This is a genomic window from Microvirga sp. HS2, assembly GCF_055792805.1.
In genome coordinates this window covers 91,886-118,062 of record NZ_JBVVAJ010000007.1, presented here as the reverse complement: position 1 = coordinate 118,062, position 26,177 = coordinate 91,886, and the positions used below count along the sequence as shown (strand labels likewise).

Below are 26,177 nucleotides of genomic sequence, written 5' to 3'. Positions count from 1 at the left end.
CATCATTCCTTCGTTGGGCCTTTCGGGGCTTTGCGGCGCGTTTCCAAGGTCGCCAGGGACTCCCGATTCAGCTCAGGAGGGAATGCCCCGACAATGTGTTCAAGCGCGGCATATATCCGTTGCCATCCCTCGTCCGTGTGCAGCGGGACACCCAGAAAGTGGCTCTCTGTCTTGGAGCGCAGCATCAGGTACAGGACACCAGCCAGCATGATGCTCACGACTGCCGGCACGTCCATGTCGGGGGTCAATCCATCGATGCGATCAATGAAGCCCCGCGCGGCTTTCTCACGGCGGTTCGCCAGTTTGGCGGTCACATCGTTGACTTCGATGAGCTCCCACCGGCGGATCTCGCGGAGCGTTTCATTTCTCCCCAATGCCTCGATCTGGGCTTTGAGCATCGACAGCACGAGCGTTCCCGGCGATTGCTGGCTGGACTCCCCGGAAGCAAGCAAGTCGCGATGGCTCGTCCAAAAGTCCTGCTCCTGCATCCAGGCCAGGAGCAATCCGGGCATGCCATCGAAATACCGGTAGATCAGCTCCTTGCTGACACCCGCCCGGTTCGCGATTGCGTTGATTCCGACGCCACCCATGCCGGTTTCTCGAATCTGAGCTTCGAGGGCATCGAGAATCTGCCTTTCAGTTCGCTCGCGGCGGGACATGCTCTTTTTCAATGTGGTCCGCCCCGATTAGACTGTGAGTACGATGGATGCGGGGTTTCGGAGTTCGTTCGGACGGCCTCCATGACGATAGGCATAGGAGGAGTCTCGGGCTCCTTGCGAATCCATCCTTGCGATGTCTCGGTGAACAGTTCGGTAGCGGCCCGGCCGATCAGTTGCCCACCCTGCCAAACCTCACTGCCGAGATAGATTGCCGTCGCACGACGATGGTTCGATTGCAGCCGGAGGTTTGCACTCTCAATGGCGGTAATCGTGCCGTCGTCCGTCACGTGAACACGATCTCTCGACGAGAGTTGAACGGGAACGCACTCTCTCAGGAAGAGAAGACGGGTATTCGCCTGCCCTCCCACAAGGTGGGACCATGCCAAGTCTGCGAGCTTGTCCGCAAGTGGCCCATCGGAATAGATGGAATTGTGCAGCAGGACGATATGCGATGTATCCGACTTGCGCTCGGCGATGCCGCAATCCGTGCGCCGCGCGACGCGGGCGCTGTTGCCAAAGCCAATTCGGCCCGAAGCATCCATGGCAATTAGCCCTGCATCAATCTCGGGAGACTGAGAAAGAACCGCGTCAATCGCTTCCTGAGGCGCTTCGCCTGCAGCGAGACGTGCCAGCACCGTCTGATTGAGCGGAATTCCCCGAATGTCAGGCGTATTGGGAAGACGGTGCCCCGTGATGAGCCCGACGCGGTCCATACCCGGCAGAAACTGCTCAAGAGGCTCGGGCCGATCCGGCCCGCTCGAAATTGCGGCTGCATAGCGGACCCGAAGCCAGTCTTGCGGCACATCGAGACCACCGATGCCTCCACGCTGCGTAACCCGGTGCTGTACGCGTCCATGCCCGTCGAGGATAGCGAACACAGCGAAACCGCCGATAGCGCCGCGGCCGAGAAGTTCGGCGCCGAGGATCGCTGCCTGCACGGCAGATCCAGCATTCTCACCGCTTGCCGCTATTCCAAGCGTCATCGCCCAAACCCGCTTTTTCACCAGACGAGGCGGCAAACCTCATCATCGATACGTAATGTGACCATGCGGTCACATTCATGTCAACCGGGTGCGGTTGGGAAATTTTGCGGCAGAACGCGGTGATCAAGACGCATCGATAGGCCCTCTCATAAGGGCTCATCTGTCGTGTCCGGCTGAGATTGAGACAGGCACGTGGCGCTGACGACGACACGCGCGATCTCTCGGATGCAGCGCCAGGCTCACGTAGGCAGAACGGAGATCGAGACAGTCGTAACAGTCAAAAGCGCGATACGCGCGCGTCTTCCGTCAGCAACGGCGTTGCGAAACCTGCGGCAGCATCATCCGAGCAAGGAGCGCCTGCTGGCCACCCCGAAATAGCAGAGCCCGTCTCCCGGCTTCGCCGTGCTGTTCGGAAAGATGATGAAGCCATCCCTTGGAGCGGCCAGCACCTCCCCGCCGGCGCGGCGGGCGATCACCTGTCCGGCAGCAACCGCATCCCCCGTCTTCCAGTTGCCTTCGAGCCGATCGCCCTCGGCCTCGCAGACGACGATGTCCGTGACTTGGATCACGGTTTCGGCCGCGACCTTCGGCGCGGGAGCATCGATCAAGCCAAGATGCGCGAGGGCATTGACGATGGCCGCATACCCGACCTCGACGGCATGGGGATCGTCATGCGAGCCGCATTCCAGAGTGACGCCGTAGCCGCCGGAGAACCGCATATATTCCGTGGTGCCGACACCTTCCGAAATCATCCTGTTCGTGTGGCCGAGCCTCTCGCGCTCCTTGAGGAAGCGGCCATAGACCTCGAGCCAGCCATGGATGACGATTGCGGTGCCGAGCCTTGCGGCGAAAGCACCCTCGGCCTTGGAATGCCTGAACGGCTCAACCGGTCCGGTATTGTCGAGGGGACCAGCGAAGATGAACGGTTCACCCTCGCCCCGAAACGAATGGATGTCGAGCAGGACGTCGTGATCCCGCAACAGCGAGCAGATGCGGTTGCCGACCCGGTCCTCGTAATCCTCCGGGATCGTCTTCTCGCGCAGATCCCGGTTCAGGTTGCGGTCGCCTTCCCGCGTCCCTTGGCGATAGGCTTTCATATTGGCGACGGGCAGGAAGGTCACTTCGCCGCGGCGGATCGCGAGACGGCCGGCGCGGCAATCGTCGATTGCCCGCAGGATAGCTTGAGGGCCGCACGTCTCGTTCCCGTGGACCGCGCCGACCACCATCAGCTTCGGGCCCCGGCCGAGCCCGGTAAAGCGCACCGTCTCGACAGGGGTTTCGGGATCGAGCCGTTCGCGATCACCGGCCTGCGCATAGCCGATATCGATCAGCATCCCGGGCCTCAGGCGCCGGACAAGTTCGAGCAGCCTGTCCTTCGGAATACCGATGCACCCGGCGGTGCCGCTCATATCGGCCCGGGCAGCATGGATGAAGATCGCGCTGCCGCGACCGATCTCAGCAACGGCATCGTTGAACCCGATCGGAATGATCACGTCGAAGAGGCGCTCGGCGCGGGGCCTCGACAATCTCTCATCGGAACGCTCGCCGTTTTCGGAGAAGACCAGCCGGTTATAATCGCTCCCCTCCTCCTCCCAGATCATATCGTCGGAAAGAGGAACAAACGGAAAGGCGATATCGCGCGGGAAGTCCGGAAGGGCAACCCGATCGAAAAAACCATAGCGCAGTGGGAAGACGCCAATCGGGGTACACTTGTCACCCTCGCGTTTGAACGACGCTTGAACCAGCCCGCCTGCCCCGACTGTGCATGGGATTGTCCAATCGCCAATCGTCAGCTGACCCAGATGGGCGTTCCCGTCCGTACGGGGGACGCGGACGACGATTTTTGGAGCGCAGGTCATGTCAAGACACTTTCCGGATTATCGTTCAAACTTTGGACGGGGTCTCATGAGGTCTTGTTCGACCCGGCGAGATGAGCATGTCGTCCGGCACGGCGATCTCGTGCACCCGGCGGCACCGGGCAAAATGGGCCTCGCCGATTTCCTCCAGCTCCGGTATCGGCGGGGTGCGACAGACGTCCCGCGCCTCAGGGCAGCGCGGATGGAAGCCGCATCCAGTCGGCATGTTGAGCGGATTGGGAATTTCGCCGCTGATCTTTTCGCCCCGGCTACGCTTGAACGGATCCGGAATCGCCGAAATGAGCGCACGGGTATATGGGTGACGCGGATTCGTGAAGATCGACTCCCAGCCACCCGTTTCGACGATGCGGCCGAGATACATGACTGCGACTCGGTCGCTCATGTGCTCGACGACGCCGAGATCGTGGCTGATCATGACATAGGACAGGCCGAGTGTCTCCTTGATTTCCAGCAGAAGATTGATGATCTGCGCACGAATGGAGACGTCGAGGGCCGAGACCGGCTCATCGAGGATGATGATCTTCGGCTCGAGGATGAGCGCCCGCGCAATGCCGATCCTCTGGCGCTGGCCGCCGGAGAATTCGTGCGGGTAGCGCTCGGCATGATCCGGCCTCAGGCCGACGCGCCGGAGCATCTCGGCGATACGGTCATCGATCTCGCTCGGATTCGTGATGCCATGGAGGCGAAGCGGCGCTTCGAGAGTCTTGCGGACGGTCTGACGCGGATTGAGCGACGAATACGGGTCCTGAAACACCATCTGAGCGATGCGCGCCCGCGCCTTCCTGTCCATCCCCTGGTCGGAGACCTCGTGTCCGTCGAGAACGATCCGTCCGCGGGTCGGATCCTGCAGGCCGAGGATCGTGAGCGCCAAAGTCGACTTCCCGCATCCCGACTCGCCCACAAGGCCGAGACATTCCCCCCCCTTCAATTCGAGATCGACGCCATCCACTGCGTGCAGGAACCGGCGCGGTCCGCCGAACAGCCCGGAGCCTACCGGGAATTGGACGGCGAGATCCTCGACTTTGAGGATCGTATCGGTGGAGGAACTATTCATGGTAGTGGCACCGTACGAAGCCCCCGCCGGGGAACGACGTCACGTTGGGATCTTCCGCCTGGCAGCGCTCGGTAGCGGCATAGCAGCGAGGATTGAAGCGACACCCGGTCGGGAAGGATGACACGGGCGGGACGACGCCAGTGATCTCCTTGAGGCGCTGACGGCCATGCCGCGCGCGGGCTCCGAGCAGCGGCAGCGAGGCTACCAGGCCGCTCGTATACGGATGGCTCGGCGAGCGGAAGACATCCTCCGCCGGCCGCTCCTCGACGAGCTTGCCCGCGTACATGACGCCGACCCGGCGGCACATATTGGCGATGAGGCCGAGATCATGGCTGATCATCAGAACGGCGGTGCCCTTGGCAGCCGAAAGGTCCCGGATGAGATCGAGAATTTCCGCCTGCACGGTGACGTCGAGCGCCGTCGTCGGCTCATCGGCGAGGAGAAGGTCCGGACCGCAGGCCAGCGCGATCGCGATCATGACGCGCTGCCGCATTCCTCCCGACAGCTGGTGCGGGTAATCCTTGACGCGGCGCTCGGGCGCGGGAACACGCACGCTGGCGAGCGCCTCCACAGCCAGATTCTCAGCCTCCCTCCAGCTTGCCCCCTTGTGCAGCACGAACATTTCGGCGATCTGGCGCCCGACGGGGGACAGAGGATTGAGCGCCGTCATAGGCTCTTGGAAGATCATGGAGATGCGGTTGCCGCGAATCTTGCGCATCTCCGAGGGCGACAGGTTCTGGATTTCGCGGCCGTCGAAACGGATCGCTCCGCCGCCGATCATGAGAGGGTTGCGCAGGAGGCCGATCAGCGAGAGAGCCGTGATGCTCTTGCCGCAGCCGGATTCCCCCACGAGGCCGAGCGTTTCGCCACGATGGATGGTGAAGGACACATCCTGCACGGCGGGGAAGCGCTTGCCGCCGAAAGCCAGATCGATCCTGAGGTTCTCGACCTCGAGAAGCGGCTGTCCCGTCATGCGCGCCGTGTCCGTGCTTGAGGATCGAGGATGTCGCGCAGGCCGTCGCCGAGTAGGTTCAACCCCAGGACCGTCATGAAGATCGCGAGTCCGGGAAAGATCGAGATCCACGGTGCGGTGGTGATCTGGTCGCGGGCGTCCGACAGCATGCTGCCCCAGCTCGGATAGGGTGGCCGGATTCCAAGACCGAGGAACGAGAGGGCAGCCTCCGCCAGAACCGCTCCGCCCATGCCGAGCGTGCCGATGACTATGATCGGCCCCAGCATGTTGGGCAGGAGTTGTGTCAGCATGATCCGGATATCGCCGTATCCGAGCACTTTAGCGGCCTGGACATAGCCCTGGCTTTTAAGCGACAGCGCCGATGCGCGCGCCAATCGGCACGTGAACGACCAGTTCGTCAGGCCGAGAGCAATGAGCAGGCTGGTCAGGCCGGGATTGAGAATTGCCATGATTGCCAGAGCGAAGATGAGGGACGGAATCGCCAGCATCATGTTGGTCAGGCCGTTGACGAAATCGTCCCACCAGCCGCCCCAGTAGCCGGCAGAGAGACCCAGGCACACGCCGATGACCGTGTTGATGAGCTGCGAGACGATGCCGACCGTAAGCGAGATCCGGGCGCCATAGAGAACCCGGCTGTAGATGTCGCGCCCCTGCGCGTCGGTGCCGAACCAGAATTCACTCCCGGGCGGTTCCTCCGCATACATCAGATTGGCATCCATCACTGGATCGGTATGCGCGAGCAGAGGAGCGCAGATGCCGGCGATGATCACGCCGACGAAGAGCGCGCCTCCAATCACGAGATTGGCTCTGAACTTCATGTGATGGCCTCACGTGTACTTGATGCGCGGATCAATGATTGCGCAAAGGACATCGACAAGCATGTTGATGAGAAGGAACAGGAGGACAATCACAAGAATCGAACCCTGAACCACGGGAATGTCACGCAAAGTCACGCTGTCGACCAGGAGCGACCCGAGCCCCGGCCATGAGAACAGCTTCTCGACCACCACGGCCTGGCCGATGACCGTGCCGAACTGCAGGCCGATGGTCGTGAGGATGATCACGAGAGCGTTGCGTGTCAGATGCCAGCGAACGACCTTGCTTTCGCTCATGCCCTTCGAGCGGGCGGTGCGAACGAAGTCGGCATTCATGATCTCGAGCACGGCGGCCCTGGTGGTTCGCGCCATCAGGGCTAATGGGGCGACACCGAGCGCAATGGCCGGCAGGACGAGGTACCGCGGGCTCCCGCCGCCATATCCGAAACTCGGAAGCCAGCCCAGCAGCAACGCGAATACGTACATCAGCATCAGGCCGAGCCAGAACTTCGGCAGCGACAGGCCCGATACGGCCCCAACCATGGAGATGGTGTCGATCCAGCTTCCCGGCCGCAAAGCGGCGATGAATCCCAGGGGCACTCCGACGATGATCGCAAACAGCATTGCAGCGATTGCGAGCTGTGCCGTCGGCCACAGACGTTCGGCGATCACATGCGTGACGGGCTGCCGGGTCCGGAAAGAGTGACCGAGATCGAAGGTCGCGAGCTGGGCGACGTATTTGCCGAACCGGACATAGACCGGCTCATCCAGTCCGAATTCCTTGTTCATGCGTTGCATGACTTCAGCGTCCAGCACACTGCGTCCATCGTCGCTCATGCTCGATGCGAAAGTGCCCGGAATGACACTGAACATGACAAAGATCAGGGCCGCAACGGCCAGGACGATAGGCAATGTCTGCAGCAAGCGCCGCACGATGAATAAAAGCATTCAAGGCTCCTGACTGACGTTCCGGGTGATGCACCCGGAACGTCAATATCTGCAATCGTGGAGATGTGCGCTTCGTCGAGCACAGCCTACTTGGCAGCGGGCGATGAAGCATCGACCCACATATCCTCATAGTTCTGAATCGCCAGCTCGGTAGCGTTCGGCTGCAGACCTTTGAGCCAGGGTTGATAGGCCATGATGGCCTTGTTGTAGTTGAACCACCACATCGGCACCTCCTCGCGGAGGATCGCGTTTGCCTTCTTCAGGTTTTCGAGCTTCTTCGCCGCATCGTCAGTCGCAGTGGCCTCGTCCAAGAGCTTGTCGAATTCGGCATTCTTGAAGTGGGTATAGTTGCAGGCCGATTGGGGCGTTGCCGAGTGGAAGCACTTGAGCGACGTCAACGGATCGGGCCCGGAGGTCAGGGACCAGTTGAAGGCCTGATAATCGCCGCTGCGGGCCACCTCGGACAGCACCGTGCCTTCGACAGGCTTGATCTTGACCTTGATCCCAACCTTCTCGAGCATCGGGATTGCGGCCTCGACAATGGGAATGCCCCAGCTTTCGTTGGAGGTCGCCGTCCACTCGAATTCGAAGCCATTGGGATAGCCGGCCTCAGCCAGGAGTTTCTTCGCCTTCTCGGGATCGTAAGGATACGGCTTCAGGTCCTTGTCGTATGCGGGCGACGAGATTGGAAGCCAGCTCGTTGCGCGATAGGCCTTGTCTTTCACGAGCCTCTTGATGATGAGGTCCGAGTCGATCGCATAATTGATGGCCTGCCGCACACGCTTGTCGGAAAAAGGCTTGAAGCTCGGGTTGAAACCCGTGACGCGAGTGTAGACCTCGGCAACTTCGAGCAGCCCTTTCGAGAGCTCCGGATCGGCCTTGTAAGCGACGTACTGAGTCGGACCAAGGATGGAGGCATCGATCTCCTTGTTGCGGAAGGCGACATCCCGGGCAGCGGCTTCTCCCATGATCGAGACCGTCACGCGGTCCGCATAAGGTTTGCCCGTCTGGTAGAACTTTTCCCAGCGCTCCGCCACGAGGCGCGAACCCGGCACATATTCGACGAACTTGAATGGACCGAGGCCGATGGGCTTCGTCGCGAAAGTATCCTTCGAGGCCTCGTCCGCCGGGTAGATCGACGTCATCGCGGCATAGAAGTTGAAGCCGGGATCAACCTTCTCGGTCAGCGTCATCTCGAGGGTGAAGTCATCGATCTTCTTCAGGCCGGAAATTTCCTTCGCCTGTCCCTTCTCGACGTCGATCGCCCCCTTGATGATGCGGACGTAGCGGGCACCCGGATAGGCCTTCGTGCCGTCCATCAGGCGCGTGAAGGTCCAGATCACGTCATCGGCCGTCATCTTGCGGCCGTTGTGGAAATAGGCATCGTCGCGCAGCTTGTAGGTATAGACGAGGCCGTCAGCCGAGACTTTTACCTCCTTCGCCAGATCCAGGACCGGCTTGTTGGCGTTCGCATCCCAGTTGTAGAGCGCGCGATGGATGGCCTTGGCCCAGATCTCGTCTTGGGCTCGGTTCGACGTGTGGATGTCGAGATTCGCGAAGCTCGATCCGTAGGGCGCAGTGAAGCGGATCGTACCGCCTTTCCGCGGTGCCTCCGCATAGGCGCCTGTGCTCATGGCGAGAGCGAGCGCAGTGGTGATGACGAATTTCTTGAGCACGGCTGATCCTCCAAGCTGTGGCAATTGCGGACGCGCCGGCTTGATGCCGGCCCGCAAGATACAGTCCCTCGTCGATGCAGTTCTCTGTCGAGGCGCGTTCCCCATTATGGTTTTAGCTAACGCCAAGACGATCGTGAACGATCGAACCTCCCCGGATCGTAAGATCGCATTGTGTCTTGTCAAGAATATCCTCCGGTGTAGCGTCCAGAAGATTGCGCGAAAAGACAGCAATGTCCGCGAGCTGCCCGGGAACGATGCGTCCTTTCACCTTCTCCATCTTCTGCGAGAAGGCCCCAAACTCGGTATAGGCCTGAAGGGCCTCCTCGATGGATACCCGCTCGCCCGCGTCCATCACCGTCCCTTTCCACGTCTTGCGGGTCAGCATGGCATAGAAGTTCGGGAACGGGTTCGGCTCGCAGACCGGCGCGTCGCTGCCCGTGGCAGGCCTGAGACCGAGATCGATCCAGGTCTTGAAGGGATAGCTCTTAAGGCCCCGTTCCTCTCCCAGCACCGACACGTAGGCGTCGCCGAAATCGTAGATGAAGACCTGCTGCGGGCAAGGATAGATGCCGGCCTTGATCATGCGCTCGTGCTGAGCAGGGGTCGAGAAGCCGCAATGCTCGATGCGATGCCGCCGATCCGGATCGGGTATGGCCGAGAGTGCGCGCTCGTAGGCCGAGATCAGCTGTTCAATGGCGGCATCGCCGATTGCGTGGCAGATCAGCTGATAGCCTTTCGCGTGCGCATCCATGACGAGCTCGTTCAACTCGTCATCGAGCATCATCTGTACGCCGGTCGTATTGTCGTCGCCGAGATAGGGCTTCGACATCCAGGCGGTCCGACCGCCTGCCGAGCCGTCGAGAAAGTATTTGACCCCCCCGACCATGAGCATGTCGTCCCCGGTGCCGGAAACAAGGCCGGCTCCGTAGCATTGGGGAACGATGGATCTGTCTGGATCGCCCAGCAAGGCAAGCCATGTCCGGACCGGCAGGCGGCCTTCACGTTTCGCGCGATGATAGGCTGCGATCTCTCCGAAGCCGCCGCGCTGTCCGACGGCGGCATCCATGCAACTGGTAATGCCATATGAGAGCAAATGACGCCCGCCGCGCTCGATGGCGTCGACGAGGTCATCCTCCGTCGGCGGCGGGATGACGGCCCAAACCGGCGCGCGGGCGTTCTCGGCCAGAAGTCCTGTCAGGCGGCCTTCCCTTTGCTCGATGAGGCTACCGGGCGGAGTCGGCGAGGCCTCATCAATTCCAGCGAGTTCCAGAGCACGGGAATTGCAGATGGAAACGTGTCCGCAGGTCCGCATCAGCATGACGGGATTATCCGGGGCAACCCCGTCGAGTTCATCCCGATGCGGATGCCGTTTCACGTCGAGCTTGGTTTGATCGTAGCCGCGCGCCAGAATCCACTCGCCGGGTTTCACCTTTGAGGCTCGATCGCCGATCGCCCGGAGAAGAGCGTCAAGCGTCGGAGCAGAGGAGGGCTTGGCATCCACCCAGTCCATCATGAGACCGAGGGAGACCAGATGCAGGTGCGAGTCGTTGAGGCCAGGCGTTGCAAGACGGCCGCCAAGATCGATGATGCGCGTCGACGGACCGACGAGGGGTGCGATATCGGATTCGCGGCCTGTGGCCAGAATACGATCCTGCCAGATCGCGACGGCCTCGACGACACCCTCTTCCCGACCGCACCAGATTGGGCCGTTTCTCAGGACGATATCAGCAGCAATGCTCATTCTCTCTCCCCATTCTTGACCTGATGTTCCAGGCCGTCTTCGCACCCTCAGGAGGCGAAGCCCAATCAAGCCACGGAATTCAGATTTCATCCAGGGGCCATATCGGCCGCCTGACCCTCTTATAGGGACGTTCCTTGAAGTTGCGCGTCGACAAGGCGCCCGTGTCGACCTCGAGAACCTCGCGCGCAATCGGCTCGAACGCGGCGCGGAAATGCTGCATCGACTTGACGATAAGGGTCGACTTCCGGGTAGGATCGACCCCCAGCGAGGTGAATTGTCCGAGGTCGGTTGCCTGCCCGTTGTAGCTGATAACGATGATCTCGACGCCGCCGACGCGCAGCAGCAGGCTCAGACCATAGTTCCGCCGGGCGCCTCCCCCCATCGGGCCATAGGCGATGAACGAGCCATCCGTGATGGCAGCCACATGACCAGTGACTTCCAGAGGTGCGCCCCCCATCGTCGGATCGGTTTTCCCGCCGAGCCGGAGCGTCACGCGATTCCCGACCCCTGCCGCCTGTGCCTGCAGCACGGCTTCAGGATCGCAGATCGCATGGAAACCGACATTCTGAAGATCGGCCTCCAACACGGCCTTGAGCAGATTGGTGGCGTCTCCATAGGCGCCGGAGCCGGGATTGTCGGAGTAATCGGCAATGACGAGAGGCTTGGTCGCGCTGGCCTCGCCGGCCTTCGCCCGAGCGATGGCTTCTTCCAGCGGAGTGAAATGAATGGAGGAGTACGTCCGCTGATCCCACACGTAATCCATGAGCTCCTCAGCGACGGCCTGGGCAGCTGAGCGATCATTGGCCGTGACGGCGATCGAGGGTCCGATGTCTTGGACGTCAGCAGACGAAAAACCCGCTTGGACGCTGACCACGAGAGCCTGGCCTGCGGCCTCGATCCGATCCCCCCTGCGCAGAAGCTCCATCATGGGCGGTGACGTGGTGCGCCCGCCATCGAGGGCATACAGGATCGGGCGACGGGCGACCGCGACTTGCGGGGTCGCCTGTTTCAGCAGAGCCTTTTCGAGCAGTTCCGCAGCCTGCCAGGTCCGCTCGTACTGATCGACATGCGGGTAGGTCCGATAGGAGATGAGGGAGTTGGCGTTGTCCGCCATCTTCTGCGTCACGGTCGCGTGCAGGTCCAGCACCGCGATGATCGGCGTGTCGGCGCCAACCCGCGAACGGATGCGGGCGAGGAACTCCCCCTCCCCGTCGTCATGGGACTGAGTCGACATGGATCCGTGCAGGTGGAGCAGAACCCCGTCGACGCCGTCACAGGCCTTCAGAACCCGCTCTGATACGGCATCAAAGAACGCATCCGTGACGCGGCCCGAAGGGTTGGCGGAGGTTACGATGGGGTGGGCCACACTCCAACCGAATTTCTCCGCCGCCTCGAATGCCGCGCCCATCGACGTGCGCGTGCCGGTGAACGCGCCAGGGATGTCGTTATCGAGATAGTAGCAGCTGTTCCTGAAGGCGCCTTCATCCGTCACCTGGACGCTGAACGTGTTCGTCTCGTGCATGAATTCAGCCACAAGAACGCGCTTAGTCATTTTGTTTCACTCCCCCACGGGCCCAGGAGCTTTTGCCCGCCGATTCCGGCCGGTCCTCCCCGTAAGGCGACCAGGCGCAGCCTGTTGGGTGGGATGGTGACAAAGGTGAAATAATTCTTCAAATATCAACTTCTACGCAATACATTCATTTCTGATATGGGGCCTGGAAAAGCGTGACAATATCTCCTCGGCACATCGAGATTTTCCACGCCGTCATGTCGTCGGGCAGCGTTACGCGAGCCGCCGCTGCGCTCCGCACGTCACAACCGACCGTGAGCAGAGAACTCAAGGAGTTCGAACGCTCCCTCGGATTTTCACTCTTCGCCAGAAAAGGCAGGTCCCTCATCCCGACGGAAGCGGCTCTTTCCCTGCATGGGGAGGTGCGCCGCTCCTTTATCGGGCTGGAGGAAATCGGGAGAACCGCCGAAGCCATCCGCGCGAACGCATCTGCTCACATCAAGATCGTGTGCATGCCGGCCTACAGCACGACCCTTCTTCCTCCCCTATGCCGAAACTTTCTCCAGACGAACTCATCGATACGTCTGAGCGTTTCCGCTATCGGAAACGCTGTGACAGCCACCGGCATCTCGGCTCAACACTACGATCTCTGCATCGTGGAGGCGGATCTTGGTTTTGCGGGCTGGACGTCGATCAGCGTCGATGCTGGCGAGCAGGTTTGCATTCTGCCGGAAGGCCATCCGCTGACCCGCAAGCATATTCTTCATCCTGCTGACTTTGAAGGCGTCGATTTCATCTATTTCTCGGCCGACGACATGTATCGGCGTAACCTCGACAATGTCTTCAGGGAGCACGGAGTGACTCGCCGCCTGACGATGGAAGTATCGACGGCGGCAGCCGTCTGCTCCTTCGTGTCCCAAGGGATCGGGGTATCGATCATCAACCCGATCAGCGCAATGCATTGTCTTCATCAGGGGGTGGAGATGCGCCGTCTTTCATTCTCCGTTCCCTATATGGTGCGTCTGCACAAAAACCAGAGTGCAATCAGCCCTCAGCTCCTGAACGCCTTCGCAGAAAGCTGCATCGAGGAGATCAGGAGCGGAAAGCAGAGATTAGAGGAAAGCCTCCAGGGCCATGCCGCCCCGGCCCGAGCCGCTTGAACGCATGGCGGGAGCAGCCGACAATCGACCGGATAACGGCCGAGGGCATCCATGATCGTTGCCGAATTGATGTAGCGGCCCGCCGACCGTACCGTGCGGAACCGGAGTTCAGCAACTCGATGAACATTTCGGAGGCTGCAGCATCAGCCACGAATGTGAAGGTAACTTTTCATATCACGCGCATGACACGATGTAATGTATGATGAGGACGGACTGTGCCCTTTCAACCTCTGAAACGCATGCGGCAGCCGAGAAAGTGCCGCTTGCAGGCACCTCGATAAAATCTGTTTCTTTCTGGGACGTGTTCAGCTAATGCCGAGACACGGCACGCGCCCGTAGCTCAGCTGGATAGAGCACCAGACTACGAATCTGGGGGTCAGAGGTTCGAATCCTTTCGGGCGCGCCATTTTCTTGCAGCTGCGTTTCAAACCGCTCTAGCGGAAATGATCTTTCCGCGAGCAGGCACGCCACTTATGCCGCCTTCGCTTGATCCCATCGTCAAATGCCCGAGGGAACTGCTTCCGTGGCAAGACGCGTCTGCGAGGCAAGGCGGATAGGGGCGTTCACCGCCCCATAGCCTTTGTAGTTCCGTCTCTCGACGATCTCGAAGAAGAACCCACCTTCCAAGTTTTTTGTATAAACCTGAAAATACTCGGCTCCACCCTCCCGATCATAGAGGATATTATTGGCGCGCAGTTGCTCCATTTCCTCGGCGGAGAGATCCGCTCTGACTTCGAGATCGTCGTAATAGTTCTCCGGAATGGGCAAGAGATCGACTCCGCCCGCCTTGATTCGCCGGACGGTCGCGAAGATGTCATTCGTCGCAAGCGCAATGTGCTGGACACCAGACCCGAAGAGATCGCTCAGGAAACGCGACGACAATGTCCGCTGGCTCTGAGACGCGTTGAGGATGAGGCGCAGCGAGCCATCGATATTCTCGATGGCCTGACTCTGCACCACGCCTCCTGGATCAATCACGGTCTGAACCGGCGTCTTTCCCACGTCGAGAAGCGAGGTGTAGAACAGGAGCCAGGTCAGCATCTCCTCGTAATGCATCGACTGGGAGACGTGATCGACAGAAACCAGCCCTGCACCGGAGAAATCGCTCGCTCCAGCCGGCTCAAAATCGACGTCCCAAAGCTGGTCCAGTCCCGTCTTGTGATCCACGAAATACAGCAGGCTTCCGCCGAGACCACGGACGGCCGGAATGTCCATCTCGCCGGGTCCGACCGGCTGCTGAAACGGCAGGTCGAGGAGCGTCAGGGCACGATCCACAGTCGCTGGCGCGTCGTCGACCCGCAGGGCCAAGGCACAGACGGAGGTGCCATGCGTGATGTTGAAGGAATGGGCGAAACCCTCCTTCTCTGCATTCACGACGATATTGATGTCTCCCTGCCGCCAATGGGTCACGGCCTTCGAGCGATGTTTGCCGCCTCTCCTGAACCCGAGGCCGCTCAGAATCCGTTCGAACCCGATCGCGCTTCGTTCATCGACGGCGAACTCGACGAACTCGATCCCGGAAGACGCAGCCTTGGCTGGCAGGACGGGAAGGTGGGGACGAGTTGTTCCTGTTCGGCGGCGAAGTTCATCGAGCATGACGATCAGGGAACGCTGCCCATCGATGGCGACACTGCGTGCGGAGCCCGCACGGAAGCGATCATTGAAGATCTCAAGGGAAAGGAGCCCATTGAAGCCCGTCACACCGAGCGCACCCATGAACTCGTCGATGGGCAGATCTCCCTGCCCGGGGAAGCAGCGGTAATGTCGGCTCCAGGACAGATAATCCATGTTGAGCTTGGGTGCGTCAGCCATCTGTACAAGGAAGATTTTGTCCGACGGAATGGAACGGATCGCAGACAGATCCGTTCCGCGGGCCAAGATATGAAAGGAATCGAGCACCAGCCCGACGGCCGGATGGTTCGCACGCCTTACAACCTCCCAGGCATCACGGTAATCGTGGATGTGCCGCCCCCAGGAGAGTGCTTCGAAAGCCACCCGCATGCCCCGCTTTGCGGCGCGCTCACCGAGTTCATGAAAATCTGCGGCGGCTCGCTCGACTCCACCGAGAGAATCCGGAGAGACGTTGCTGCAAACCATCAGGAGATCGCAGCCGAGCTCCTGCATGACATCGAACTTGCGCTCGGCCCGGGCAAAGACCTTGGACCGCTGCGGCTCGGGCATGCCTTCGAAGTCACGGAAGGGTTGAAAGGTGATCGTCTCAAGTCCGAGGCCTTCGATCATGCGCCTCGCCTCGGCAGGTGTGCCGTTAAAGGACAGAAGATCGTTCTCGAAGATTTCGACGCCCTTGAACTGCGCCCCCGCGATGGCTTCGATCTTCTCGGCGAGAGTGCCGCTCAGACAGACAGTGGCGATAGCTGTGCGCATGCTCGTCGATCCATTCTCTCTCAAGGCATGGGCGCTTCTTGCGACGCAGTGCGCCCCTGCTCCCTTAGCTGATGGTTCCAGTGGCGAGCGCATGCTCGACACCGCCAGCGACATGACGCATCAACACCTCGCAGGCGCGCACCGCATCTCTCGCAAGAGCGTATTCCAACAGAAGTGCATGCTCGTCGGCCGCGATCTCGCCGCGATAACTCAAGGCGATCATTTGGTAGCGCAGATACTTGTCGAAAACGGCGGCGTGGTTGTCGATCAGCATCTTCGACCCGCAGGCGGAGATAAGCGCCTGATGGAACTGCCAGTCGTATCGTTTCCATTCCTCGGTCTGGCTTCTGTCGCCCTGAGCCATCCGTTCCTCCATCCGGGCGAGCCGGTAATGGGCAGCGACGACGCGCCCCTCCCACTCCATGTCGCCCGCACGGAACGACTGCTCCAACGCCCGGCATTCGAGAAGTTGCCGAAGCGCGGCGATTTCCTTCAGGTTCGCGATCGAGACAGACGCCACCTCGAAGCCCTTCTGCCCCTCGGCAACCACGAGCCGCTCCGAGTGGAGGCGGTTGAGGATTTCCCGCAGCGTGCTGACGCTTGCGCCGTAATCGGCTTTCAGGCGTTCAAGTTTCAGCTTTCTGCCCGGCGGCAAGCGGCCGAATATGATGTCGGACCGGATCTTCTGATAAGCGCTCTCCCCAACGGAGGAGGGCTGTTGCATCGCGTGAACATCCTCACTCATGCCAGCACTCCGCTCTCCAGCGTGTGGGTCACACATCCGTTCACATGCCGGGTCAGAACGGCGCAGCCCCGCTCGGCATCGCGTGTCAGGGCGCAATCCAGCAATATCCTATGTTCCTCCGCGGCGACCTCCCCGCGGAAGACAACAGCGATCATCTGGTACCGAAGATACTGGTCGAAAACGCCGCCATACAGGTCGAGCAGGGTCTGGGAGCCGCAGGCCTCGATCAGAGCCTGATGGAACTCGCGGTCATAGCGTTTCCAAAGTTCCGTTCCCTCCTTGTCACCTGTAAGCATCCGCCGCTCCATGGAGGCGAGTTTGTGATGAGCGGCCACGACACGGCCCTCCCATTCGAGATCGCCGGCCACAAAGGACAAAGGCAAAGCATAGGTTTCCAGGAGCAGTCGCATCGCTGCGACATCCTCGAAGCCTTCGGGGGAGACCGGAGCCACCCGGAAACCGCGCTGCCCTTCCGCGATGACCAGCCCCTCTGACGATAGACGGCTCAGGATCTCCCGCAGAGTGCTGACGCTCGCTCCGTAGGTATCCGCCAGACGGTCCAGCCGAAGCCTCGCTCCCGGGATCAGCCTTCCGAACACGATATCGCCCCGGATCCGGTCATAGGCACGATCCGCGATGGAGGTTGCCATCAGTTCGATGCTCATCCCGCCACCTTGTTTTCAGCCATCCTCAATGAAGGCCTCCCGGCTTGCGCACCTGCCGAAAGTCAAACATACGCTAAAACTCAAAATATCAGATGATTTGAATAATGCATATTGATTTTACGATCACCAGAGCGGATAGTTCCCTTCAAGACGCAGACCACTGCGCAGCAAAGCAAAGGAGAGGGAACCATGAGATTTGACATCAGCCGCCGCGTCCTGATGGTTGCAGGCGCCGCCTTTCTGGCATGGAGCGTGGCCGAGCCAGCCAACGCACAAACGTCCACGAACCTGAGATTCTCAGCAGTCTTCTCGGAGCAGGACATCCGGGCCGAGATGATGAAGCGGTTTGGCGAGGAGGTGAAAGCTCAGGGCTTCAACCTCCAGCCCTATTACGGCGGCACTCTGTTCAAGCAGGGCACTGAGCTCGTCGCCATGCAGCGTGGCAATCTCGAGATGGGCAACATCGCACCGCAGGATATCTCGAACCAAATCCCGGAGTGGTCCATCGTCACCTCCGCCTATCTGTTCCGTGATGCCGACCATCTGAAGAAGGTTTTTTCGAGCGACGTCGGCCAACAGCTCAAGAAGATGGCTTCGGACAAGCTGGGCATCCATATTCTCGGGCCCACTTACTTCGGAGCCCGCCACGTCGGTTTGAAGCCGAACAAAAAGATCAACAAGCCGGAGGATCTTTCCGGTATCAAGCTGCGCATGCCGGGCGGCGATGCATGGCAGTTCCTTGGGCAGTCCATCGGGGCCAATCCGACGCCAATGGCTTATGCCGAAGTCTATACCGGTCTTCAGACAGGTGCGATCGACGGACAGGATAATCCGCTGCCGAACGTACAGAACATGAAATTCTACGAGGTGATGTCCCAGATTGCCCTGACCTCGCACCTCGTCGGCTTCGACCTCCTGGCCGTATCCAACAAAGTCTGGAACGCCATGTCACCAGAGAAGCAGGCCGCCTTCCAGGCGACTGCCGACAAGGCGATCGAGTGGAGTACGCAAGAGCACCTCAAGAAGGAGACAGAGCTCGCGACCTTCTTCAGGGAAAAAGGCCTCGACGTCTACACACCCGACCTGAAGGCCTTCCGTGACTTCGCCCAGAAAAAGTACCTTTCTTCCGATTTGGCGAAGAGCTGGCCGGCGGGAATGCTGGATAAGATCAACGCAATGTAGGGCCTATGCCCTGGCCGCCGAGGCGAGACACGCCTGGCGGCCTCACTCCTACTTCTCTACACGTTCTGACGACGGAAACGGCTCCCATGATCTCATCATTGCGGGCAATCGGCCTGTGGTTCGCGAGGCGCGCCGAGAACGTGGCGGCCGCCATGCTGGGCGCGATGTTCCTGGCGTTTCTTCTGCAAATCGCGTTCCGGTATCTTCTTGATCTCCCGATCGGCTGGACACACGAGATCAGCGTCATCCTCTGGATCTGGCTCGTCCTCTGGGGTGCATCATTCGTCATCACAGAGCGTGAGGAGATCCGCTTCGACATCATTTATGGGGCCGTAGGGTCGGGCCCACGCCGCGTCATGTGCCTCATAACGGCCTGCGCGCTGATTGCGCTCTACTCCATCTCGTTTCCGGCAGTCCTCGACTATGTAGCCTTCATGAAGGTGGAGAAAACGGGGTATCTCAAGATCCGCTTCGATTGGCTATTCTCTATCTATGTCATCTTCGTTATCGCCACCATCATCCGCTATCTTTGGCTTGCGTGGCAGGCCCTGCGTGGGGTGGCTCCGGACGAATTCGACCCCACGAAAGCGAGCTCCGGCGTATGAACCTTGCAAGCCCATTCTCCATTTCGCTTGTCGCGATCACCGCTCTCGCATTCCTCGGTCTTCCGATCGGCCATTCAATGATTGCCGGATCGATTCTCTATCTTCTGCTCGCCGGCCTGGACATGGGAACCGCCGCCGAGCAGCTCCTCAACGGGATGTATTCCAACTATGTGATCCTGTCGGTGCCGCTGTTCGTCCTGGCAGCCGAGTTCATGAACATCGGCAGCATGACGGACAGGCTCATGGCGTTCTGCAACGCCCTCGTCGGCCGGTTCCGGGGCGGCCTCGCCCAGGTCAACATCCTGCAGAGCATCATCTTCGCCGGGATGTCCGGTTCGGCCATTGCGGATGCTGCCGGAACCGGGCGCATGATGCAGGTCATGATGACACGGGATGGCCGGTATACACCCAGCTATGCCGCTGCCGTGACAGCCGTTTCGTCGGTTATCGGGCCGATCATCCCCCCATCGATACCGATGGTTCTCTATGCTCTCATCTCAGACGCTTCCATCGGATTTCTCTTCCTGGGCGGCGTCGTTCCGGGGCTCCTGATGGCCTTGAGCCAGATGATCATCGTCGGCATCACAGCCCGCCGCAAGAACTTTCCTGTGGAGAAGCCGGTACCCCTTCGTAAGCTGCCGCGGATCACCTGGAGCGCCTTTCCCTCCCTTATGATGCCGGTCGTTCTGCTCGGCGGCATTTACAGCGGCGTGATGACGCCCACGGAAGCGGCGGCCGTGGCGGCGGCCTATGCGCTCATCATTTCGGCGGGTCTGTATCGAAGCGTGAGCTGGCACGACTTCTATCGCTCGCTTGCGATCAGCGCGCGGACGACAGCCTCCATCGGGATGCTGATCGCGGGTTCGCTCGTGTTCAATTATGTCATAACGGTCGAGAATATCCCGGAACTGGTGAAGGTGCTGCTGGCAGGATGGGATCTCTCGCCAACCGGCTTCCTCATCCTCGTCAATGTCCTCCTGCTGCTTCTCGGCTGCGTGCTCGAAGGGACAGCCATACTGCTCATCGTCGTGCCGGTCTTCATCCCGACTGCTCAGGCCTTGGGCATCGACCTGGTGCACTTCGGCGTCGTCGTCGTGGTCAACATCATGATCGGTCTGATCACGCCTCCTTATGGTCTTCTGCTGTTCATTATGGCGAATATCTCCGGAGAGCCGCTCCGCGACATCGTGCGCGACGTCATGCCGTTTCTCTTCGCCATGATTGTCGCTCTGGCCATCATGACCTTCGTGCCCGAAACCGTGCTCTGGCTGCCGCGCCTCTTCGGCTACCAGGGGTAACCTGCATCCATTGAGAAACACGCCAATGAGCAAGCCGATCTACATTCTCAACGGCCCCAACCTCAATCGTCTCGGAACGCGAGAGCCCGAAATCTACGGGCGAACGACCCTGGCCGAAGTTGAGACAATGTGCCGGGATGCCGCGCAAGGGCACCCGATCGCCTTCCGGCAATCGAACCGGGAATACGAGATCATCGAGTGGGTGCACGAAGCCATTGATGACGGCAGCGGCATCATCATCAACCCGGCCGCTTTCACGTTCACATCCATGGCGATCATGGATGCTCTGAAGATGTTCCCCGGACCGATCATCGAGCTTCACATCTCGAACATCCATCAGCGCGAGCCGATCTACCATAAGTCTTATGTCTCTCCGGTGGCTACCGCCGTGATCGCCGGCCTTGGCACCAGCGGCTATCCGCTCGCTGTGCGGGCGATTCTCGACATAGTCGGTCAATCGCCTTCAAGGGCATGACTTCCATGATGAATGATCCCTCACCCGAACCACCATCTCGGGATGGTGAAACCTCGAATTCACGAGCCCCTACCTCCGTTCTCATAGGCCTAGTGGGGACCGGGATCCAAGCGTCCCGAACGCCCGCACTCCACGAGCAGGAGGGAGCCGAGCAGGGGCTTCGCTACATCTACAAGCTGATCGATCTGGAGACGCTCGGCCTCGATGCAGGTGCCCTTCCTGAGATCCTCACGGCCGCGCAGCGCTTGGGTTTCTCAGGGCTCAACATCACCCATCCCTGCAAGCAGGCCGTCATTCCCCTCCTCGACGAGTTGTCGCCCGATGCTGCCGCGCTCGGAGCCGTCAACACCGTCGTGTTGAGAGGCGGCCGACGCATCGGGCACAACACGGACTGGTGGGGATTTGCCGAAAGTTTCCGGCGCGAACTCACCGGCGCTCGCATCGACCGCATCGTCCAGTTCGGCGCAGGCGGCGCGGGCGCCGCAGTGGCACATGCACTGCTAACCCTGGGAGCGGGTGAGATCACGATCATCGACACAGACGAAGCCCGTGCTCTGACGTTAGCGGCTGCTCTGTGCGAACGGTTCGGAGAGCACCGCGCCTCGACCGGTACCGCCGTAGCGGATGCCGTGGCCGGGGCCGATGGCATCGTCAATACGACGCCTGTCGGGATGGCAAAATACCCCGGCATGCCCGTTCCGGCCGACCTGCTTGTCCCCGACCTCTGGGTCGCCGATATCGTCTACTTCCCGCTGGAGACTGCCTTGTTGCGACATGCTCGGGACCGGGGATGCCGCACCATGTCCGGCGGTGGCATGGCCGTCTTCCAGGCTGTTGGTGCGTTCCGGCTCTTTACAGGTCAGGAACCGGACGCTGCGCGCATGCTCCGGCACTTTAGCGAGATGTGACATTTGGAGCTGGAACTGCACTTAGGCAGTGAGCCCGCGATGTGGAAAGAAAGCTTCAGCTTCCGCGCGATGCACCACCGGAGCAAAAGGGCCGATCCTCTAGGGCTGTTTCAAATTGTGGAAACAGCCCTCTTCATTGCCTTGATGCACATTTTTGAAGGCGGATCAGATCCACTTCGCCGAAAAGTGCTCTAGCCCTGCGGCGTCACATCGACCTTGAACCACTTCATCGACAGGTTCTTGGCAGTGCCGTCCTTGATGGCCGCCTGGATGGCCTCGTTGAATTTCGCCTTCAACTCGGCGTCGTCCTTTCGCAAGCCGATCCCGATGCCGCCTCCCAGCACCCCACCCGTGAGGGAGGGACCGACAAGCGCATACCCGGTCTTGAAGTCGGGCTTCTCCAGCGTGCCCATGATCTGCGTCGCACCCGCAAAGACAGCATCAAGACGTCCGGCCGCAAGGTCGAGATCGTGCTGCTCAACGGTCTTGTACTCGCGGATGTCCACGCTGTCCTTCAGGTACTTGTCAGCGAAGGCGGACTGAATCGTCGAGACCTGCACACCGACGGTCTTGCCTTTCAGCAATGGCTTTATGGCCTCGATAGCCTTTTCAGCCTCGGCGGGTTGGCTGGAGAGATTGTAGGCCTGCCCCGTGCCCGGCATTTTGGCGAGCGGCGAGTCGCTGGCCACAAGGAAACCGTTCGGCGAATCGGCGTAACGGTCGCTGAAGTCGATGGTTTTTCGGCGCTCGTCAGTGATGGTCATGGCATCCATGATGGCGTCGAACTTTTTCGCATTCAGAGCCGGAATCATGCCATCCCAATCCTGAGCAACGATCTCGCATTTCATTTTCATGCGAGCGCAGAGATCATTGGCAAGATCGATCTCGAAACCTTCGAGCTTGCCGCCCGCTCCGGTGAAATTCCATGGTGCGTAGGCGCCTTCAACGGCGATCTTCACCGTTCGATCCTGAGCTGTTGCGGAGCCGATGGCGAGCGGTCCGGAGAGAAGAGCAATGCTGAGGAACTTCACGAATTTCATGGAGGATTTCCCGGATCGGAGGCTGATCTTAGCGCAAAGGCTGTCCAGATTATGGATCTCTATGGACGGGGCTATCGCGTCGCCCATCGTTCGATATGAACCAGGACACTAGAGCATTGGATATAAAAGTGGAACGCACTTTCGGGTGCGATGCGCACCCCTGAACAGAGCGCAATAGCCTCGGTCGAATGGATCGCTAGGACGGGCCATGCAGAGGCACCTTCCTTGAAACCAAGCAAAGGTATTGTTATTAAGTTTCGTACGAGTCCGCGGAGCCCCTCTCTTAAGAACTGTTATTCTGTATAAACTGCCTGATGAGGTAGCGCAGAAGTCGTGCCTGTCGGTCAGAGCCTGGCCCGGTCTTCCCGCTGAGGCCGCGCCGGCCCAGAGCCTCAGTCAGCAGAACCGCCCGACGTCCCTCGTGATCTAAGGAATACTCAAAGCGGCGCAGGTATCGTGTCGGTTGAGCGGGATCGGCATGGACATGCACCATCCCGCTCAACCTCCGTAAGAGGTTCATGCCTGTGTCGGCAGGATGGGCCCGTTAAGCAACCTCGATTGCTCCGACCTCACGCCCCTTGCGGCCCTCCACGACCGCGACCCGGACCGCTTGCCCCTGCGCCAGCTCGCCAAGTCCGGCTCGCTCGACGACAGAGATATGCAGGAAGAGATCCTTGCTTTCACCTTCGACGGTGACAAAGCCGTAACCTTTCGCCCGGTCGAACCACTTGACCACGCCCGGGATCGTCGGTGAGGCCGGCTCCTGACGAATGGCCCCATGCCGTGCGTTGCCACCCGAGTGCCCTACCCTGCTCGAAAACCCACGCCGAGGCGGTTCGGGCGCGGCCGTGCTGGCATCGACACTGAGGACATCCGTCACCTGCGGGCCTTTTTGACCTGTGCCGACCGTCACCCGCAGGGTCGTTCCGGGCTCCAGAGACGAATGGCCGGCTGCCTCGACCTGCCTGATGTGCAGAAAGGCCTCACCGGAGCCATCCGTGAGCTCGACGAACCCAAATCCCTTTTCCGAATTGAACCATTTGACCCGGGCTTCGGCTTCGCTGCCGTAGCCGACGGCTCCCCCCTCCTGACGCGCCGGTCGCGCATACAATGGGGAAGGAGCTTCATCGCCCCAGGAGTCTGTGGATCGAGCGCCGAACTGACGTCGACGATCACGGTGTTCATTGCCCCGGCCCATCAGGAGCATCCTCTGTCTTTGAATACGGAACACATTAACGTGCGGAACACAGACGTACCGCTCCTGTCCTTACAACGCAAGAAGACGATAACCTCCAATGGAACATACGGAGCGCTCATCATAGTTACCACCAGCCGAAAAAGGCTGCCGCCCCGCCGAACCAGCCTATTCCCGGAGGTCGGAAGTCCCGACGGTGGCCGATTGCGGACCGGGAGCATGCCTTGCGGGCGACCGGGAGAGCCCTGCCAAGGCCATTTGCCCCTCGCCAAGGCTCTGAGCCTGGACGCTGACTATGTCAGCATGCTCGTAGGGTGGCAGCGGGGAAATGGCGACCCGTCTTCATCCCCCGACACGCCTCATCCCAGCCGCCCCGACGGCCATGGAAAGGTCCGAAACCCGGCTCCGCAGCAATCTGCATGGATCGAGAAGCGCCCTTACTCCAAAGCCGATCTGACGAGAACGATACACGACCTCCGTCACGAAGAGCTCGTCACGGATGGAGGCCAGCTCTACAGCCCGCCACTGCTCAGGAAGCCGCGATAGGCTGGATTGTCGGTCTCGTCCCAGTAGGGATAGCCGAGAAGATCCAGGCTGCGCTTCAACAATGGCCGTTCGGCAGGCGGAACCTGAACCCCAGCCAAAACCCGTCCGTAATCGGCGCCGTGATTGCGATAGTGAAACAGCGAGATATTCCAAGTGCCGGAGAGTCCGTTGAGAAATTTGAGCAGGGCGCCGGGCCGCTCGGGGAATTGGAACCGGAAGATCAATTCGTCTTCCAGGCCAGGCGCACGCCCGCCAACCATGTAGCGTACGTGCAGTTTGGCCATCTCGTTATCGCTCATGTCGAGCACGGGATAGCCCTGCTCTCGCAGGATCTCGACGATCTGCTGCTTCTCCAGATCTCCCTCAGAAAGTTGTACGCCCACGAAGATCCGCGCCGCGTGAGGGTCAGCATAACGATAGTTGAACTCGGTGATCGAGCGCCTGCCCAGAAGCTGGATGAAACGGCGGTAACTGCCGGGCTGCTCAGGAATGGCCACCGCCAACAAGGCTTCCCGATGCTCGCCGATCTCGGCTCGCTCCGCAATATGGCGGAGCCGGTCGAAGTTCATGTTGGCGCCGCTATTGATAGCGACCAGTCCGTTGGGCTCCGCGCCCTCGCGCTCCACATATTTCTTCAGCCCCGCAAGGCTGACGGCACCGGAAGGTTCGGCGATCGCCCGCGTGTCCTCGAAGATGTCCTTCACGGCCGCGCAAATCTCGTCCGTGCTGACGGTGATGACCTCGTCCAGCAACTCGCGACAGAGCCGGAAGGTCTCCTCGCCGACCTGTCGCACGGCGACCCCATCGGCAAAAAGGCCGACTTGGTTCAGGATGACCCTTTCGCCAGCGGCAAGGGCGGCGGCCATACTGCCCGCGTCTTCCGGCTCAACCCCGATTACCTTCACCGTGGGACGCAGGAACTTGGTATAGACGGCAATACCTGCGGCAAGCCCCCCTCCGCCGATCGGCACGAACACAGCCTCGAGCGGATCGGGATGCTGGCGCAAGATCTCCATCCCGACCGTGCCCTGGCCGGCGATCACGTCCGGGTCGTCGTAGGGATGAATGAAGGTAAGACCCTTTTCGGCCTCGAGCTGGCGGGCATGGGTATAGGCCTCATCGAAACTCTCGCCATGGAGTACTGCGCGACCACCCTGCCCCTTCACCGCCTGGACCTTGATAGCCGGTGTGGTGCGCGGCATGACGATAGTCGCCTTGGCTCCCAGCTTCTGAGCCGCAAGCGCAACCCCTTGGGCGTGATTGCCGGCTGAGGCACAAATCACCCCTCGCTCAAGAATTTCCCGCGGCAGGCCCACCATCTTGTTGTAAGCACCGCGCAGTTTGAACGAGAATACCGGCTGGAGATCCTCGCGCTTGAGGAAAACCGGGCTACCGAGCCGCTGCGACAGGCGCCGCATGGGATCGAGTGGACTTTCGATCGCCACATCATAAACCCGAGCCGCCAGGATCTTTCGTATGTAGTCTTGCACGCTCGACGCGCTCCTGTGACTTGAACCTGTCAGTGCCTTTACCATCAGCGGCAACAGACCAGAACAAGAGTCTCGATGGCTTCTCGGGCCGAGGAAATGATGGGGCGAGAGCGAAGCACTCTCGAAATCGAGCTCCAGTTGGGAGGTGAACGGCAAGAGGCAAGCTAGGGCTAGTTAGCACTCACAGCCATCAGCACCGTAAATCAGCATGTTATCACATGACAATCGCCAAGCGATCTTGATATGG

22 protein-coding genes and 1 tRNA gene are annotated in these 26,177 nt (G+C 60.4%); 7 read left to right on the top strand and 16 right to left on the bottom strand.

Annotation, left to right across the window (positions count from 1 at the left end):
• Window positions 1-2: 2 nt before the first annotated feature.
• The 10 genes from ACS5Q0_RS08905 to ACS5Q0_RS08860 all read right to left on the bottom strand — a co-directional run bounded on the left by ACS5Q0_RS08905 (window position 3) and on the right by ACS5Q0_RS08860 (window position 12,278).
• Window positions 3-659 carry a TetR/AcrR family transcriptional regulator gene (locus ACS5Q0_RS08905; RefSeq protein ID WP_473126259.1) on the bottom strand — a complete coding sequence of 219 codons (657 nt, stop codon included), beginning with the start codon at window positions 657-659 and terminating at the stop codon, window positions 3-5.
• Between the two features lie 8 nt (window positions 660-667).
• A complete protein-coding gene (locus tag ACS5Q0_RS08900) occupies window positions 668-1,642 on the bottom strand; it encodes a DUF6963 family protein (RefSeq protein WP_473126258.1) in 975 nt (324 codons plus the stop codon).
• A 338-nt stretch (window positions 1,643-1,980) separates the two neighbouring features.
• Entirely contained in the window at window positions 1,981-3,501 is a 1,521-nt protein-coding gene (locus ACS5Q0_RS08895) for a L,D-transpeptidase family protein (protein ID WP_473126257.1), read from the bottom strand.
• 25 nt (window positions 3,502-3,526) lie between these two features.
• Entirely contained in the window at window positions 3,527-4,573 is a 1,047-nt protein-coding gene (locus ACS5Q0_RS08890; protein ID WP_473126256.1) for an ABC transporter ATP-binding protein, read from the bottom strand.
• Window positions 4,566-5,546 (bottom strand): ABC transporter ATP-binding protein, encoded by a 981-nt coding sequence (locus ACS5Q0_RS08885; protein WP_473126255.1) that lies wholly within the window; start codon window positions 5,544-5,546, stop codon window positions 4,566-4,568. The genes ACS5Q0_RS08890 and ACS5Q0_RS08885 overlap by 8 nt, the downstream gene beginning before the upstream one ends.
• Window positions 5,543-6,364, bottom strand: a complete 822-nt coding sequence (locus ACS5Q0_RS08880) for an ABC transporter permease (protein WP_473126254.1) — start codon at window positions 6,362-6,364, stop codon at window positions 5,543-5,545. Before ACS5Q0_RS08880 ends, ACS5Q0_RS08885 begins: the two co-directional genes overlap by 4 nt.
• Window positions 6,365-6,373: 9 nt before the next feature.
• Window positions 6,374-7,309 (bottom strand): ABC transporter permease, encoded by a 936-nt coding sequence (locus ACS5Q0_RS08875; protein ID WP_473126253.1) that lies wholly within the window; start codon window positions 7,307-7,309, stop codon window positions 6,374-6,376.
• Between the two features lie 86 nt (window positions 7,310-7,395).
• Entirely contained in the window at window positions 7,396-8,943 is a 1,548-nt protein-coding gene (locus ACS5Q0_RS08870) for an ABC transporter substrate-binding protein (protein ID WP_473126337.1), read from the bottom strand.
• A gap of 154 nt (window positions 8,944-9,097) precedes the next feature.
• Entirely contained in the window at window positions 9,098-10,726 is a 1,629-nt protein-coding gene (locus ACS5Q0_RS08865) for an amidohydrolase (RefSeq protein WP_473126252.1), read from the bottom strand.
• Between the two features lie 79 nt (window positions 10,727-10,805).
• Window positions 10,806-12,278 (bottom strand): M81 family metallopeptidase, encoded by a 1,473-nt coding sequence (locus tag ACS5Q0_RS08860; protein ID WP_473126251.1) that lies wholly within the window; start codon window positions 12,276-12,278, stop codon window positions 10,806-10,808.
• Window positions 12,279-12,451: 173 nt separating this feature from the next.
• On the opposite strand from ACS5Q0_RS08860, the gene ACS5Q0_RS08855 reads away from it, so the two are divergent.
• Together ACS5Q0_RS08855 and ACS5Q0_RS08850 are read left to right on the top strand one after the other, a co-directional pair.
• The gene (locus tag ACS5Q0_RS08855; protein ID WP_473126250.1) at window positions 12,452-13,396 is read left to right on the top strand and encodes a LysR family transcriptional regulator; all 945 of its coding nucleotides are present in this window, start codon (window positions 12,452-12,454) and stop codon (window positions 13,394-13,396) included.
• A 329-nt stretch (window positions 13,397-13,725) separates the two neighbouring features.
• Window positions 13,726-13,802 (top strand) — tRNA-Arg (locus ACS5Q0_RS08850).
• A 92-nt stretch (window positions 13,803-13,894) separates the two neighbouring features.
• Here ACS5Q0_RS08850 and ACS5Q0_RS08845 read toward each other — a convergent pair.
• The 3 genes from ACS5Q0_RS08845 to ACS5Q0_RS08835 all read right to left on the bottom strand — a co-directional run bounded on the left by ACS5Q0_RS08845 (window position 13,895) and on the right by ACS5Q0_RS08835 (window position 17,191).
• Complete coding sequence (locus ACS5Q0_RS08845) at window positions 13,895-15,781, bottom strand: bifunctional sugar phosphate isomerase/epimerase/4-hydroxyphenylpyruvate dioxygenase family protein (protein WP_473126249.1); 1,887 nt, start codon at window positions 15,779-15,781, stop codon at window positions 13,895-13,897.
• A gap of 64 nt (window positions 15,782-15,845) precedes the next feature.
• Window positions 15,846-16,505, bottom strand: coding sequence for a GntR family transcriptional regulator (locus ACS5Q0_RS08840; RefSeq protein ID WP_473126336.1), 660 nt, complete (start codon window positions 16,503-16,505; stop codon window positions 15,846-15,848).
• Window positions 16,506-16,522: 17 nt separating this feature from the next.
• Complete coding sequence (locus ACS5Q0_RS08835) at window positions 16,523-17,191, bottom strand: GntR family transcriptional regulator (protein ID WP_473126248.1); 669 nt, start codon at window positions 17,189-17,191, stop codon at window positions 16,523-16,525.
• A gap of 189 nt (window positions 17,192-17,380) precedes the next feature.
• Between ACS5Q0_RS08835 and ACS5Q0_RS08830 the strand changes: the two genes are divergently transcribed.
• The 5 genes from ACS5Q0_RS08830 to ACS5Q0_RS08810 all read left to right on the top strand — a co-directional run bounded on the left by ACS5Q0_RS08830 (window position 17,381) and on the right by ACS5Q0_RS08810 (window position 21,659).
• On the top strand, window positions 17,381-18,373 hold the full coding sequence (locus ACS5Q0_RS08830; protein WP_473126247.1) for a sialic acid TRAP transporter substrate-binding protein SiaP: 993 nt from the start codon (window positions 17,381-17,383) through the stop codon (window positions 18,371-18,373).
• Between the two features lie 86 nt (window positions 18,374-18,459).
• Window positions 18,460-18,978, top strand: coding sequence for a TRAP transporter small permease (locus ACS5Q0_RS08825; protein WP_473126246.1), 519 nt, complete (start codon window positions 18,460-18,462; stop codon window positions 18,976-18,978).
• The gene (locus ACS5Q0_RS08820; RefSeq protein WP_473126245.1) at window positions 18,975-20,276 is read left to right on the top strand and encodes a TRAP transporter large permease; all 1,302 of its coding nucleotides are present in this window, start codon (window positions 18,975-18,977) and stop codon (window positions 20,274-20,276) included. Before ACS5Q0_RS08825 ends, ACS5Q0_RS08820 begins: the two co-directional genes overlap by 4 nt.
• A gap of 25 nt (window positions 20,277-20,301) precedes the next feature.
• Window positions 20,302-20,751, top strand: coding sequence for a type II 3-dehydroquinate dehydratase (locus ACS5Q0_RS08815; protein ID WP_473126244.1), 450 nt, complete (start codon window positions 20,302-20,304; stop codon window positions 20,749-20,751).
• An 8-nt stretch (window positions 20,752-20,759) separates the two neighbouring features.
• The gene (locus ACS5Q0_RS08810) at window positions 20,760-21,659 is read left to right on the top strand and encodes a shikimate dehydrogenase (protein ID WP_473126335.1); all 900 of its coding nucleotides are present in this window, start codon (window positions 20,760-20,762) and stop codon (window positions 21,657-21,659) included.
• A gap of 191 nt (window positions 21,660-21,850) precedes the next feature.
• On the opposite strand, the gene ACS5Q0_RS08805 is transcribed toward ACS5Q0_RS08810, so the two are convergent.
• From ACS5Q0_RS08805 to ilvA, 3 genes are all read right to left on the bottom strand, one after another.
• Complete coding sequence (locus ACS5Q0_RS08805; RefSeq protein ID WP_473126243.1) at window positions 21,851-22,699, bottom strand: lysine/arginine/ornithine ABC transporter substrate-binding protein; 849 nt, start codon at window positions 22,697-22,699, stop codon at window positions 21,851-21,853.
• Between the two features lie 544 nt (window positions 22,700-23,243).
• On the bottom strand, window positions 23,244-23,810 hold the full coding sequence (locus tag ACS5Q0_RS08800; protein ID WP_473126242.1) for a cold-shock protein: 567 nt from the start codon (window positions 23,808-23,810) through the stop codon (window positions 23,244-23,246).
• A gap of 596 nt (window positions 23,811-24,406) precedes the next feature.
• Window positions 24,407-26,086 carry a threonine ammonia-lyase, biosynthetic gene (ilvA, locus tag ACS5Q0_RS08795; protein ID WP_473126241.1) on the bottom strand — a complete coding sequence of 560 codons (1,680 nt, stop codon included), beginning with the start codon at window positions 26,084-26,086 and terminating at the stop codon, window positions 24,407-24,409.
• Between the last annotated feature and the right edge of the window lie 91 nt (window positions 26,087-26,177).